Source organism: Vitreoscilla stercoraria DSM 513, from assembly GCF_000382305.1.
Taxonomy (GTDB): domain Bacteria; phylum Pseudomonadota; class Gammaproteobacteria; order Burkholderiales; family Neisseriaceae; genus Vitreoscilla; species Vitreoscilla stercoraria.
Window position 1 is genome coordinate 64,005 of the sequence record NZ_KB908028.1, and the last position, 12,702, is coordinate 76,706.

15 protein-coding genes and 2 pseudogenes are annotated in these 12,702 nt (G+C 44.5%); 8 read left to right on the plus strand and 9 right to left on the minus strand.

Annotated features, from left to right (window positions below):
* Window positions 1-4: 4 nt before the first annotated feature.
* The 6 genes from H150_RS0109325 to H150_RS0109350 form a co-directional block, all read right to left on the minus strand.
* The gene (locus tag H150_RS0109325; RefSeq protein ID WP_019958794.1) at window positions 5-511 is read right to left on the minus strand and encodes a CvpA family protein; all 507 of its coding nucleotides are present in this window, start codon (window positions 509-511) and stop codon (window positions 5-7) included.
* Window position 512: 1 nt separating this feature from the next.
* Window positions 513-1,685, minus strand: a complete 1,173-nt coding sequence (locus H150_RS0109330; protein ID WP_019958795.1) for an SPOR domain-containing protein — start codon at window positions 1,683-1,685, stop codon at window positions 513-515.
* Window positions 1,686-1,700: 15 nt separating this feature from the next.
* Entirely contained in the window at window positions 1,701-2,105 is a 405-nt protein-coding gene (locus tag H150_RS0109335) for an SPOR domain-containing protein (RefSeq protein ID WP_019958796.1), read from the minus strand.
* Window positions 2,106-2,210: 105 nt separating this feature from the next.
* Complete coding sequence (folC, locus tag H150_RS0109340) at window positions 2,211-3,506, minus strand: bifunctional tetrahydrofolate synthase/dihydrofolate synthase (RefSeq protein ID WP_019958797.1); 1,296 nt, start codon at window positions 3,504-3,506, stop codon at window positions 2,211-2,213.
* Window positions 3,503-3,931 carry a protein YgfX gene (locus H150_RS0109345; protein WP_019958798.1) on the minus strand — a complete coding sequence of 143 codons (429 nt, stop codon included), beginning with the start codon at window positions 3,929-3,931 and terminating at the stop codon, window positions 3,503-3,505. Before H150_RS0109345 ends, folC begins: the two co-directional genes overlap by 4 nt.
* An 8-nt stretch (window positions 3,932-3,939) precedes the next feature.
* Window positions 3,940-4,290 carry a hypothetical protein gene (locus H150_RS0109350; RefSeq protein WP_019958799.1) on the minus strand — a complete coding sequence of 117 codons (351 nt, stop codon included), beginning with the start codon at window positions 4,288-4,290 and terminating at the stop codon, window positions 3,940-3,942.
* Between the two features lie 160 nt (window positions 4,291-4,450).
* Here H150_RS0109350 and H150_RS15420 point away from each other — a divergent pair.
* The 4 genes and pseudogenes from H150_RS15420 to H150_RS0109365 all read left to right on the plus strand — a co-directional run.
* Window positions 4,451-5,341: pseudogene (locus H150_RS15420) on the plus strand (ATP-binding cassette domain-containing protein); the annotation flags it as partial.
* Window positions 5,324-5,848 (plus strand): annotated as a pseudogene (locus tag H150_RS15425) (ATP-binding cassette domain-containing protein); the annotation flags it as partial. The pseudogenes H150_RS15420 and H150_RS15425, both read left to right, overlap by 18 nt.
* Before the next feature lie 96 nt (window positions 5,849-5,944).
* Window positions 5,945-6,379 (plus strand): ATP-binding cassette domain-containing protein, encoded by a 435-nt coding sequence (locus H150_RS15430; protein WP_425316051.1) that lies wholly within the window; start codon window positions 5,945-5,947, stop codon window positions 6,377-6,379.
* A gap of 61 nt (window positions 6,380-6,440) precedes the next feature.
* Entirely contained in the window at window positions 6,441-6,950 is a 510-nt protein-coding gene (locus H150_RS0109365; protein WP_019958801.1) for a C40 family peptidase, read from the plus strand.
* A 107-nt stretch (window positions 6,951-7,057) separates the two neighbouring features.
* Here H150_RS0109365 and H150_RS0109370 read toward each other — a convergent pair whose 3' ends face one another.
* On the minus strand, window positions 7,058-7,711 hold the full coding sequence (locus H150_RS0109370; protein WP_019958802.1) for an OmpA family protein: 654 nt from the start codon (window positions 7,709-7,711) through the stop codon (window positions 7,058-7,060).
* 461 nt (window positions 7,712-8,172) lie between these two features.
* Between H150_RS0109370 and H150_RS0109375 the strand changes: the two genes are divergently transcribed.
* The 3 genes from H150_RS0109375 (at window position 8,173) to H150_RS0109385 (ending at window position 10,333) form a co-directional block, all read left to right on the plus strand.
* Window positions 8,173-9,123 (plus strand): CysB family HTH-type transcriptional regulator, encoded by a 951-nt coding sequence (locus H150_RS0109375; RefSeq protein WP_019958803.1) that lies wholly within the window; start codon window positions 8,173-8,175, stop codon window positions 9,121-9,123.
* Window positions 9,124-9,209: 86 nt separating this feature from the next.
* A complete protein-coding gene (locus H150_RS14800; protein WP_019958804.1) occupies window positions 9,210-9,584 on the plus strand; it encodes a hypothetical protein in 375 nt (124 codons plus the stop codon).
* Entirely contained in the window at window positions 9,578-10,333 is a 756-nt protein-coding gene (locus H150_RS0109385; protein WP_019958805.1) for a sulfite exporter TauE/SafE family protein, read from the plus strand. Before H150_RS14800 ends, H150_RS0109385 begins: the two co-directional genes overlap by 7 nt.
* 53 nt (window positions 10,334-10,386) lie before the next feature.
* Here the strand turns inward: H150_RS0109385 and H150_RS0109390 are convergent, their stop codons facing one another.
* Window positions 10,387-11,601 carry a NupC/NupG family nucleoside CNT transporter gene (locus tag H150_RS0109390; RefSeq protein ID WP_019958806.1) on the minus strand — a complete coding sequence of 405 codons (1,215 nt, stop codon included), beginning with the start codon at window positions 11,599-11,601 and terminating at the stop codon, window positions 10,387-10,389.
* Between H150_RS0109390 and H150_RS15135 the strand changes: the two genes are divergently transcribed.
* The gene (locus H150_RS15135; RefSeq protein WP_019958807.1) at window positions 11,600-11,755 is read left to right on the plus strand and encodes a hypothetical protein; all 156 of its coding nucleotides are present in this window, start codon (window positions 11,600-11,602) and stop codon (window positions 11,753-11,755) included. The genes H150_RS0109390 and H150_RS15135 overlap by 2 nt on opposite strands.
* Window positions 11,756-11,887: 132 nt before the next feature.
* On the opposite strand, the gene udk is transcribed toward H150_RS15135, so the two are convergent.
* Window positions 11,888-12,520 carry a uridine kinase gene (gene udk / locus H150_RS0109400; RefSeq protein ID WP_019958808.1) on the minus strand — a complete coding sequence of 211 codons (633 nt, stop codon included), beginning with the start codon at window positions 12,518-12,520 and terminating at the stop codon, window positions 11,888-11,890.
* Window positions 12,521-12,702 lie beyond the last annotated feature (182 nt).

Sequence of the window (12,702 nt, forward strand, 5' to 3'; positions counted from 1 at the left end):
ATCCTTACTCGCTTGGGATAGAATAATCAATACGCCCTGCTACAAAAGCAGGCAGATACGGCACAGTCAGCGATGCCAACTGTTGAAACATCTCAGAAGTATAGGCTTTTCGCCAATCTTCACTGCGCGGCAAATCGGTAAATGCACACAAAACCACCACCACTGTGATGATGCACAAGCCTTTTACCAAACCAAACACCGCACCAAAAAACTTATTCAAGCCACCTAAACCAGCCGCTTTAACCGCCGATGTCAGCAGTTTTTCACTTATTTTAAGCAAAAAATAAGTGGTAACGAATACCACTATAAAAGCCAACACCATTGCAAAAATTTCAGAATCCACACGAGTGAACAATGATTGTGCCAATATCGGCGATAATAAGCGCGCAGCCAACAGAGCCACAATCCATGTAATTAAGGATGTGATTTCAGCCACCACGCCGCGCATCATTGATACCAACACACTCAAGGCCAATACGGCCAACACTAACAAATCAAATACTGACATCATTTTATTTCTGATACTGCATAATCAAAGCCGAATAGCCATTTTGTTTTAATTTCGCTGCGGCTTTTTCAGAGTCTGCAGGATTACGATAAGGACCCACGCGCACGCGAGCCATAGAGCCAACCCGCACCACATTGGCAGGTAAGCCTAAAGCTTGAATTTCTTTTTGTATAGATTGTGCTTTGTCTTCACTTTTGAATGCTGCCACTTGCACCACAGTACGGCTGTCTGCGGGTTTGGCATCTTTTTGATTGTTCAAAGCCGCTTGGGCTTTTTTCTCACGCTCTGCCGCCAATTTTTTATCTTGTTCGGCTTTGCGTTTGGCTTCGGCTTGTTTTTGTTCGTCTTGCTTACGCTTATTAGCAGCAGCCAAATCTTCTTGGCGTTTTTTCTCTGCTAATTTTTTATCTTGCTCGGCTTTGCGTTTGGCTGCCTCAGCTTGTTTTTGCTCATCTTGTTTGCGTTGTTTGGCAGCAACCAAATCTTCTTGGCGTTTTTGTTCCGCTAATTTTTTGTCTTGTTCGGCTTTGCGCTTGGTCGCCTCAGCTTGCTTTTGTTCGTCTTGCTTGCGCTTTTTTGCCTCTGCCAACTCTTCTTGACGCTTTTGTTCGGCTAATTTTTTGTCTTGTTCGGCTTTGCGCTTGGCTTCAGCTTGTTGGCGCTTTTGATCTTCTTGCTGTGATTTCAACAATTGTGCTTGCTTGGCTTTTTCTGTTTGTTGCTGCGCCAACAAGGCTGCTGCTTTTTGCTCTTCAGCCACTTTCAACTCTTGCTGACGCTTTGCAAGCGCTTCTTCTTGTTGCTTTTTCTGCGCATCAACCAATGCTTGTTGTCGTTTCGCCTCTTCTGCTTGCAAGCGTTTTTCTTCAGCCAATTTGGCTTCTTCTTGCTGCTTCAACAGCAAAGCTTGTTGCTTGTCTGCTGCGGTTTCTAAAGCTTCACTGGTATTGGTTTCAGGATTGTGCAAAGACACCTTAGGTAAAACTTTTTGTGTGCCAGCAACGTTTTGCACTGCTCCACTAGCAGCTAACGGCGCTTCAGAATCTACAGATTTAAAACTGCCCATGCCCGCTAACGCCATACCGGTTACTGCGACCATGCCGACTGCACCCATCAAACGACGACGATTTTGACGTTTGAGTACATCATATTGCTGATCCACTTTTTTTGATGCCATATCAATCCTAAAAAGCTATTCATTCACACGCATGATTAATGCTTGCTGTACACCGTATAATTTTAACTGCAATGCCATGTCTTGTGCAGCGAGTTTGCTGTCGAACGGCAAGCTGCGCACACGAACAACGGCATATTCATCTTCATTGTCTTGCTGTAAAACCACTTGAATGCCATCTTGTGCCAATTGCTCTTGCCATTTCAAGGCTTGATCTTTGTGCGTAAATGCACCCAATTGCACCACATAACGAACCGATGCTGATGCCTCTGGTAAATCAGGAGCGACTGTTGTGGCTTTTTTGTTTTTCGCTGTCAGTTGCACCAAAGCATCTTGCTCTTCAGCAAATGGAATTGTTTCTGCCATGGCACTGTACGACAAACTGCCTAATAAAACCAATAAACCTAATAGGCTGTGTTTCATTTATTACCCCTTAGTCGACACCGATAAACAAATAACATTGCAAAGATATTTTATTATTTTAAATCTACAAACCTTTTATTCAGTCGCAATCTATTTTTTAAACACTCAATAACGCGGCACATCCATCACTTCAGCAACCGTATGGAATGAACCAAACACAACGATTCTATCATTTTCAGTCGCTTGGGATAAAGCCTTTTGATAAGCATTTTTCACATCTGTAAATACGCTCACTGCATGAATGTCAGCTTGCGCTAAAGCGTCCTGTAAAGCCACTGCGCTCATACCACGCGGCAAATCCAAAGGTGCAATCAACCATTCGTCAAACTGGTCTTTGACAATGTCTAAAACACTTTGAATGTCTTTGTCTGCCAACATCGAAAAGACAGCAATGCGGTTTTGTGCATATGGTAATGACATTAAACCATTGCGCAAAGCTTTGGCAGCATGAGGATTATGACCCACATCCCACACCACCAATGGACGACCTGGCAACACTTGGAAGCGGCCTGGGTTTTGCACCAATAACAAACCCCGCTTGATGGCACCAATGTCAATAGGGAAATGGTGGTTCAAACACTCCACCACTGCCAATGCCAAAGCAGCATTACCCAACTGGTAAGCACCACGCAAAGCAGGAATCGGCAAAGCATGACGATTGCGTTCGGTTAAATGCAAAGCGTCATTTTGTGGCGCAAAGCGAAAAGACCATTGCTGCTGCTCTTGTTTGGTAAAACCAAAATCGCGTTGCAATAACAATAAAGGCGTGCCGATGTTATCAGCATGTTGTTGCATCGATTCAGGCAAAGGTAATTGACCCACAATCGCAGGACGACCTGTACGGAAAATACCTGCTTTTTCAAATGCAATTTGTTCCACATTGTCGCCCAAAAAAGCTTGGTGATCGATGTCCACACTGGTCACCACGCTGACATCGGCATCAAACACATTCACCGCATCCAAACGTCCACCCATGCCCACTTCCAACACCATCACATCAACATTGGCACGGTCAAACACATCTACGGCAGCCAAAACATTGTATTCAAAATACGTCAATGCCACATCGCTACCACAAGCGGCCTGTATGCGCTCAAAACTGCATACAATGTCTTCATCGCTACTGGGCACGCCATTGATGGCAATGCGCTCATTATAGTGTTGCAAATGTGGGCTGGTTAAAGTGCCGACTTTAAAACCTGCTTGAGCGTAAATTTGCGTCAGAAAAGCACACACCGAACCTTTGCCATTGGTACCACCAACAATCACCACAGGACATTTTGGTGTCAACGCCATGCGCTCTTTCACCGTTTGCGTGCGGGTCAAACCCATATCAATCACGCCACCTGCCATGCCTTGTTCCAATTGTGTCAACCATTGTTGCAAATTTTTTGCGGTCATTGCTTGCTTTCCTCTTTTGGCACAGGTTGCCAACGCAACCACACAAATGCCATTTTAAATTCTTTTTGACTCACACTGTCTGGCCACAATGCGGTTTGATAGCGCCGCTTTTGTGCATCTTGCCAAACCACCACCAATAAATACCGACTGATGATGCCACCCGTGATACGCATGACTTTGATCGGAGTTTGTTGCTGCCATTGCAGATGGACTGAACCATCTGGCGCAATGAGCAAGCGATAAGCAGCACTGCGCCGCCATTGGTAAAAGCTGATCATCGCAGACAGCAACACACCCAATACAGCCACATACAAAGGCCAAGCCGACCATTGCCACACCAAAACCCAAATTAAAACCATGTGCAATACGACTAAAGCAACTGCACATTGCCAAGAAGGTTTAGGCTGTAAATGCAAAGGTGGCATCGCAAGCCTTAATTTTGGACTGGACTCACCATCAAATCATCTTCAATGGTGTCCAATACCAAATCATGGATTTCCACTTCAAAAAATTGCCAAAACGTCACCAAATCCATGGTTTTCGGCCAAGCGCTTTGTGGCACTTCCCAACCTGACAATTCATTGCGAAACACTTCTTCAAAACGTTCATCAATATATGAAATGGCATCTTCTGGCTCATCCATTTCTGGAACCAACAATACCGTACAATTGCTGCGAATTTGTGCCAAGCTCAATTCAGGCATGTCTTCGTCCACTTGCTTGAGCCAATCTAAAAATACTTGGGTTGGTTTTAACACCACCGCACTGCGGTCTACAAAATACATTGCCGTCTTCCTTATTCAAATTGCCGCCATTGTACTATGTTGCCCCGATTGTGACACCTTTCAGGACGCTTAATCTGGGCATTTTATCACTGCATAAGTTTGTGCGCTTGCGGTAAAATAAGCTTCTTTGCCTGTTGGCACATTTTGGATTGCGCATTTCATGAACATACTCTCCGTTGATAACGCCTGTTTCGCTGTCGGCCACGTGGCTTTGTTAGACCAAGCACAATTTCATCTCGAACAAGGTGAACGCATTGGTTTGATTGGACGCAACGGTGCAGGCAAGTCCTCTTTTTTAAAAATTTTAGCCGATGTTTACCATTTAGACGACGGTCATTTGGTCTTACAAAGCGACCTGAAAGTCGTGTATGTGCCGCAAGAATCATTCTTCGACCCACAAACGAGCGTATTTGATGTGGTGGCTGAAGGCTTGGGCGAACTCAAAACTTATTTACACGACTACCATCGTGTCAGCGAAGCTTTGGCATATGATGCAAGCAATGCCGATTTATTAAAACAATTGAATCACTTGCAATTGGAAATTGAAAGCCGCAATGGCTGGCAATTTGACAGCTTGATTGTACAAACTTTGGCGCAATTGGGTTTGCCTGAAAACGAAATCATCGGCAATTTGTCAGGTGGTCAGAAAAAACGGGTGGCATTGGCACAAGCTTGGGTACAAAAACCCGATTTATTGCTATTGGACGAGCCCACCAACCATTTGGACATTGAAGCGATTGAATGGCTCGAAACCTTATTACAAGGCTTTCAAGGCAGCTTGGTGGTGATTACCCATGACCGCCGCTTTTTGAATGCCATTGCCACACGCATTGTCGAGCTCGACCGAGGCACGATGCGCAGCTATCCGGGCACATTCGAGCAATACAACAACATCAAAGCGCAAGAATTGGCTGCCGAAGCCGAGCAAAATCGCTTGTTCGACAAATTCCATGCGCAAGAAGAAGTGTGGATACGCAAAGGCATCGAAGCACGTCGCACCCGCAACGAAGGCCGCGTCAAACGTTTAGAGCAATTGCGCCGTGACCGTGCAGCCCGCCGCGATGTACAAGGACAAGTCAATTTCAAACTCGACAGTGGCGAAAAAAGCGGCAAAATCATTGCCGAACTCGAACATGCTTCGTTCTCTTTTCCGGAACGCGACATCATGAAAAGTTTTTCTACTGTAATTCAGCGTGGCGACAAAATCGGCTTGATTGGCCCGAATGGCATTGGCAAAACCACTTTATTGAAATTGATTTTGGGCGAATTACAACCAACCAGCGGCAAAATCAAAATCGGCAGCAAGCAACAAGTGGCTTATTTTGACCAATTCCGCTCGGCTTTAAACGAAGAAGACACCGTGTTTTACACTTTGGGTCAGGGCAATGATTATGTGACCTTGGGCAACAAAACCAAGCACGTGATGAGTTATTTGGAAGACTTTTTATTCCATCCAGCGCGCGCCCAATCGCCTGTGAAATCGTTGTCAGGTGGTGAGCGCAACCGTTTATTATTAGCCAAATTGTTCACCCAACCTGCCAATATTTTGGTCTTGGACGAACCGACCAACGATTTGGACATCGACACGCAAGAATTGCTCGAAGGTTTGTTACAAGACTACGATGGCACCGTTTTCTTGGTCAGCCATGACCGTATGTTCTTGGACAATGTCATTACTCAAAGCATCGTCTTTGAAGGCGCAGGCGTCCTGAAAGAATACATTGGTGGCTATCAAGACTACCAAGACGCCAAAGCACGAGAACTGGCAATTATTCAAAGCCAAAACACCGCCAAAACTAACGAAACCGATACCAAAAAAGCGGTGGCACGCGATAAAAGCGCCCGTACGGTAAAATTATCCTACAAAGAACAACGTGAATTGGATGCTTTGCCACAAACGCTTGCCGATTTGGAACAAGAACAAAGCGATTTGAATGCTTTGTTGCTAGAGCCTGATGTGTTCAAAGACCGTTATCAAGAAGCAGTGGCGGCGCAAGAGCGCATTGCGCAAATTGAAGAAGATTTGTTAGAACAACTCGACCGTTGGGAATATTTGGAAAACAAGCAAAACGGTTTGATGTCGTCTTAACACTTAATTGTCATGCTGTGTTAAGGTATGCCATGTTGTTATGTTTCTTCAGGAGCAGCACATGCGCATTCTTAGCACAGCCATTTTTTTAACACTCGCTTTGACTTTGAGTGCTTGTAGCTCCAAGCCCAAAACCGCTCCTAAAGCCTCTCAAACCACGTCTTCTCGCGCCAAAATCAGCATACCAGACCATCCCAATACTCGCCAAGAAGTGTGGTTTCAAGCTTTTTCTTTGGTAGGTACGCCTTATCGCTATGGCGGCAGCGACCGCAACGGTTTTGACTGCAGTGGCATGGTGCAATATGTCTATCAACAAGCCACACAAACTGCACTGCCACGCACCGCACGTGACATTGCCGCTAGCAGCCACAACATTTCCAAAACACAATTGAAAAGCGGCGACTTGGTATTTTTCAATACAGGTGGCGGCACTTATTCACACGTGGGCATTTATTTGGGCAACCAAGAATTTTTACATGCGCCCAGCAGCAACGGCACCATCCGCATTGCACGCTTAGACAGCCCTTATTTTGCCCAACGCTTTACAGGTGCACGCACTTTTATGCGCTAAGTCTTACAAATAACACAAGCGTCCTGTAAACCATTTACAGGACGCTTGTATATGCATCTAAAAAGCCCGCACAAAGCGGGCTTTTTGATGAGTTCAATAATAAAATATTATTGAGCTACTTTTTTCTCAACCAAAGTTTGGATGTGAACATCTACGCGACGATCAGGCTCGATACAAGCGATCAAAGCAGCACGTTTTTTCGCAGCAGATACTTTTTTGCCCAATTTGTTTACTTCAGCTTGACACTGAGCTTGCAATTGTTGTTGGCTTTCACCCAAACCTACAGCAGCAATTTTGCTAGCAGGCACGCCACGGCTTACCAAGTAGTTAGATACTGTGTTAGCACGACGCTCAGACAAAGCTTGGTTGTACTGGTCAGTACCCATAAAGTCTGTGTGACCTTCAACACGCACAGCTTGTACGTTGGTTTGAGACAAACGAGAAGCCAAGGTATCCAAAGTAGTCACTGCTTCAGGACGCAAGTTGTATTTGTCAAAGCCGAACAAGAATTCAGAAGTCAAACGAACGGTTTCAGAAACCATTTCGTATTCTGGTTGTTTGTCAGCAACTTTATCACCACACTCAACCAAGCCATTAGTTGCTTTGTTCAAGTAAGTGTTTTCCCAGCATTCACCAAAGCTATTACGAACCACTTCACGTGATTGTTCGCTGATGGTGTAGCCCGGTTTTTCGTGCGCCATTGCGCCGGCAGAAGCAACAAGTGCAGCAATCAAGGCACCCAATTTAATCTGTTTGGTCATGGTTTTCCCTCATCTAAAATTTCATTTATGCAACACTTGAGACTGCATAAGCGATTACAAAAATCTAACTTGCCCTAATAGGCGAAGCACCAGGTATGTCAAGTAAGCACTATAAGAATAAGGCTGAAAACTGTCAATACAATCTTCATAAACCAAAGTACTCGCCAAAACTACCCTTACAGAACATGGGGTAAAAAATACCTCTTTTGTCACTTTAATACAACATTAATCCAAACATATCGTTGATGATGTAGGCTATACACAACAGTTTTGAGCAATATTCTATCATTAACTTGTTACATGCAAGCGACCTGAAGTCATCGCCAAATAATGCTAAAATGTTGCTCAAAATAATCAAGATGGTCTGTCTAAATTGAAAGATTGGTTCTTCATCAATATGACAATGCGGTGTCACTTTTTCTATCACCCTGCGGTATGGTTTACGTTGAAAGCATAACAACATGAAATTACAGCAATTGCGTTACACCCTCGAAGTTTACAAGCACAATTTAAATGTCTCTGAAGCAGCAGAAGCGTTGTTTACCTCTCAACCGGGCATTTCCAAACAAATTCGCTTGTTAGAAGATGAGTTAGGCATACAAATTTTCATCCGCAATGGTAAAAGAGTCGTCGCGGTATCAGAACCGGGCAAACAAGTCTTACAAATTGCCGAACGCATTTTGCGCGATGCACAAAACATCAAAAAAATCGGTGCAGAATTTTCCGAGCAAGATGCAGGTTCTTTGACCATCGCCACCACACACACGCAAGCGCGTTACGTATTGCCGCAAATCATCAGCGAATTTGTTACACGTTTTCCCAAAGTCCAATTGTCCATCAAACAAGGACCGCCGAATGCCATTTGTGACATGGTGATGGAAGGTGATGCCGATTTTGCTATTGCCACCGAAGAAATTGACGATTACCCAGAATTGTCCAAATTGCCATGTTATCAATGGAATCGCAGCGTGGTGGTGCCTGACGGTCATCCTTTATTGGATTTGGGTCGTCCTTTGCGCATTGCGGATATCGCGCAATACCCATTGGTGACTTATGAATTTGCCTTTACCGGTCAATCACAAATTGCGCGCGGCTTTATCCGTGCAGGCTCTCCACCACCACATGTAGCTTTGTCTGCGGTCGATACCGACGTGATTAAAACTTATGTGCGTTTGGGCTTGGGCGTGGGTTTGATTGCATCGATGGCATTTGTGCCTGAAGAAGATTCGGGTTTGCATTTGATTGATGCCGAACATTTATTTGAACCATCAACCACCCAAATTGCTTTGCGCCAAGACAGTTATTTGCGCGGCTTTGCATATGATTTCATTCAATTGTTTGAACCGACATTAACACGCGAGCGCATTAGTCAGATTTTGTATGCGCCCATCAACGAAGATTTCAGTATTTAATCGCCTTGATGGTAAAAATCTACTTTGTTATCTGAAAGCGTCCTGTAAACTGTTACAGGACGCCTTATCTAAAGTGATCTTTCATCATGCACACAACCCAAGCTTTGAGCAGTTATTTGCGCGTAATTTTGCATTTACAAGACCAACCTGCATTGCAACAACATCAAAAACAACCACCGGTACAAATCTACGAAGATGGCTACACCATCGAAACCACCACCCATCATTATTATTTCGCCAATGGCGTCCACATTGAATGCGAAGTGGAGCAAGAGTGGCAAGATGGGGCAGCTTGTGCAGGCGATGTGTGCCCACCTTGTGACATTTCCTACCGTGTTGTTGATGCGCAAGGCTTGCACATTCAACCGCACCAAAAATCATTTAAAAATAGTTGCCAAATGCATTTTTGGATACAAGCCCACCATTTACCTGCCGATGATACGGGAACGACACCATGCTAGATGGGTTATGGCCTGAAGCAATTTCTCAAACCAGTACGCTGTTTTTGATTGTGTTTTCCGCATTGACCTCCGCCATCACCGCCAGTTTGGGCGCAGGTGGCGGTGTGTTGCTGTTGGCCGTCATGGCGATGGTATTGCCGCCTGCGGTCATTATTCCCGTACATGGCATTGTGCAATTGGGTTCCAACTTCAACCGTGCCATCATGACCATACGGGATTTGAATTGGCACCATTTGAGCATTTTTGCACTCGGCTCCATCATCGGTGCGTGGTTGGCCAGCCGCTTTTTGGTGCAACTGCCCTTACAAACCACCCAATTGACCATTGCCGCCTTGATTTTGTTTTTGTGTTGGGGTCCTGCCATTCCAAACATGGCATTAGGCAAACTCGGCTCCTTGGTCGCGGCCATCATCACCACGTTCATCAGCATGTTTGCCGGTGCCACAGGGCCTTTGGTCGGTGCGTTTGTCAAACAACAATACCAAGGCGATCGCGCCAAAACCGTTGCCAATTTTTCAGCCGCTATGACGGTACAACATCTGCCTAAAACCATTGTCTTTGGTGCCAGCGGGTTTGTATTTCAAGATTGGATTGCATTGATTGTATTGATGATTGTCAGCGGTGCAGTCGGTACATGGATAGGTTTAAAATTGGCCAAACGCCTGAGCAACCAAAATTTTGGTACCCTCTTCAACATCGTCCTCACCCTCTTGGCATTGCGCTTGGTTTGGCAAGCTTGGACGCTGTAAAAAAACAAGCGTCCTGTAAACTTTTACAGGACGCTTGTGACATTCATAACAGCTTAACCCAAAGTAAAGAAGAAACCTGCAATCGCTGCACTTAACAAATTGGCCAAAGTCGCAGCAAACAAGGCTTTCAAACCCAATTTGGCAATTTCACCACGACGAGTCGGTGCCATCACGCCCAAGCCACCCAATAACACCGCAATCGATGCAAAGTTGGCAAAACCGCACAAAGCAATGGTCACAATGACTTTGGTATGCTCGCTCAAGCTGCCTGTTTTCAAATAATTCATGAAATCCAAGTAAGCGACAAATTCATTGATGACCACTTTTTGACCAATAAAACTGCCCGCTGCACGCGCCTCTTCCCAAGGCACACCCAATAAAAATGCCACAGGTTGGAACACATAACCAAAAATCTGTTGCAAACTCAAAGCTTCTAAACCAAACCAACTGCCTACCCAACCAATCAAGCCGTTGAACATGGCAATCAAACCCACAAATGCCAACAACATGGCACCCACGTTCAAAGCCAATTGCAAACCACTTGCTGCACCTGATGCGGCTGCATCAATGACATTAGAATGTTTGTCTGTGCTGATAGCAGCATTCATGTCGTCTTTGGGCTGTTCGGTTTCAGGCATCAACAATTTGGCCATCAACAAACCACCCGGCGCTGCCATAAAACACGCAGCAATCAGGTATTTCAATTCCACACCCATGCCTGCGTAACCTGCCAACACCGAACCTGCAATCGACGACAAACCACCAACCATCACCGCAAACAACTCAGAACGGGTCATGTGAGGAATGAATGGTTTCACCACCAATGGCGCTTCGGTTTGACCGACAAAAATATTCGCAGCGGCATTCATCGACTCTGAACGGCTGGTGCCCAATAATTTTTGCAAACCACCACCCAAAACGGTAATGACCACACGCATAATGCCCAAGTGGTACAACACCGAAATCAAAGCCGAGAAGAAAATGATGACCGACAATACATGAATGGCAAACACAAAGCCGTATTTGAATGCACCTGCATCACCAAACAAAAATTCGATGCCTTTTTGCGCAAAACCAATGACTTGTGCCACCGAGTTGGAAATGGCAAACAACACGTCTTTGCCAATGGGTACATAAAACACGAATGCGCCCACACCCAATTGGATTAAAAATGCACCAATCACAGTGCGCCATTTGATGTGCGAGCGGTGTGCTGAGCACAAATACGCGATGATTAAAATGGCACAAATGCCAACCAGACTCATCATGATGATTCCTTCAGGATACCAACGCTACAATCGGTTCTTTAAATTCAGCAATGCCACTCCCAAAGAGTGGCATCAGCAAATGATAGTTTCCGAGCAAAGCGGCACAACCAAAAAGAATAAAAAAAAGATTACAGGTCAGCTTGATGTTGAATAAGAATGAAGCTTAACTTTTTATTGTTTGAATTTAATAAATCTGGCAACAATTATATCATTAATAAGTTATTTAAAAAAATTTAATAAAACAAATACCTAAATAAACCATATTGATATGCCAAATCATTGAATATTATTGCGCTAACAATTGGCGAATTTTGGTTTTAATGATGTCAATGGCAATTTCATTTTTACCGCCACGCGTTACCACCAAATCAGCATATTGCTTAGATGGCGCAATGAAATCAAAAAATGCAGGACGCACATAATTTTTGTATTGCTCAGTAATAGAATCCAAAGAACGACCACGCTCTTCCATATCACGGCGAATGCGACGCAACAAACACACATCCAATGGCGTGTCCATGAATACCGAAATGTCAAACTGCTCACGCAAATGCGCATCGGTCAACAACAAAATTCCTTCCACCAAAACCACTTTGGCAGGATTAATGGTGATGGTGTCATCAATACGGGTATGGGTTTTATAGCAATATTGTGGCATTTGTACCGTCTGACCTGCTTTCAATTGCTTGATATGTTCGGCCAACAAACCATGCTCAAAAGCAGCAGGATGATCGTAATTGGTCAAGCAGCGTTGTTCAAACGTCAAATGGTCTTGCTTGCGGTAATACGCATCCTCAGCCAAAACGGCAATGCAATCTCCCCCCACTTCAGCCACCAATTCTTGGTAGACAGTCGATGCAAAAAGACTTTTTCCTGAAGCGGATGCGCCCGCAATAGCGATGATGGTGCTGTTGGCCACGATATGATTCTGCTTTTAAAAAATACAATTGTCTATTATCGCCAATTTTCATGCATTGATAAATACAAAAGCTGCCAATCTACGCCATTAAATCATTTAATAGTGAATAATTGCAACAATATTATGGTTTTTAAATATTTACTGAAGTGGTATTTCAAAAACAATTCACAAATTCACAAAAT

Bases quoted from the DNA above. Each gene is read 5' to 3' on its own strand.
- H150_RS15430 (WP_425316051.1), top strand. From the start codon at position 5,945: ATGTTCTTGGACAATGTCATTACTCAAAGCATCGTCTTTGAAGGCGCA.
- folC (WP_019958797.1), bottom strand. From the start codon at position 3,506: ATGACCGCAAAAAATTTGCAACAATGGTTGACACAATTGGAACAAGGC.
- H150_RS14800 (WP_019958804.1), top strand. From the start codon at position 9,210: ATGCACACAACCCAAGCTTTGAGCAGTTATTTGCGCGTAATTTTGCAT.
- H150_RS0109335 (WP_019958796.1), bottom strand. From the start codon at position 2,105: ATGAAACACAGCCTATTAGGTTTATTGGTTTTATTAGGCAGTTTGTCG.
- H150_RS0109325 (WP_019958794.1), bottom strand. From the start codon at position 511: ATGATGTCAGTATTTGATTTGTTAGTGTTGGCCGTATTGGCCTTGAGT.
- H150_RS0109390 (WP_019958806.1), bottom strand. From the start codon at position 11,601: ATGATGAGTCTGGTTGGCATTTGTGCCATTTTAATCATCGCGTATTTG.
- H150_RS0109385 (WP_019958805.1), top strand. From the start codon at position 9,578: ATGCTAGATGGGTTATGGCCTGAAGCAATTTCTCAAACCAGTACGCTG.
- H150_RS15135 (WP_019958807.1), top strand. From the start codon at position 11,600: ATGATGATTCCTTCAGGATACCAACGCTACAATCGGTTCTTTAAATTC.
- H150_RS0109350 (WP_019958799.1), bottom strand. From the start codon at position 4,290: ATGTATTTTGTAGACCGCAGTGCGGTGGTGTTAAAACCAACCCAAGTA.
- H150_RS0109365 (WP_019958801.1), top strand. From the start codon at position 6,441: ATGCGCATTCTTAGCACAGCCATTTTTTTAACACTCGCTTTGACTTTG.
- H150_RS0109370 (WP_019958802.1), bottom strand. From the start codon at position 7,711: ATGACCAAACAGATTAAATTGGGTGCCTTGATTGCTGCACTTGTTGCT.
- H150_RS0109375 (WP_019958803.1), top strand. From the start codon at position 8,173: ATGAAATTACAGCAATTGCGTTACACCCTCGAAGTTTACAAGCACAAT.
- H150_RS0109330 (WP_019958795.1), bottom strand. From the start codon at position 1,685: ATGGCATCAAAAAAAGTGGATCAGCAATATGATGTACTCAAACGTCAA.
- H150_RS0109345 (WP_019958798.1), bottom strand. From the start codon at position 3,931: ATGCCACCTTTGCATTTACAGCCTAAACCTTCTTGGCAATGTGCAGTT.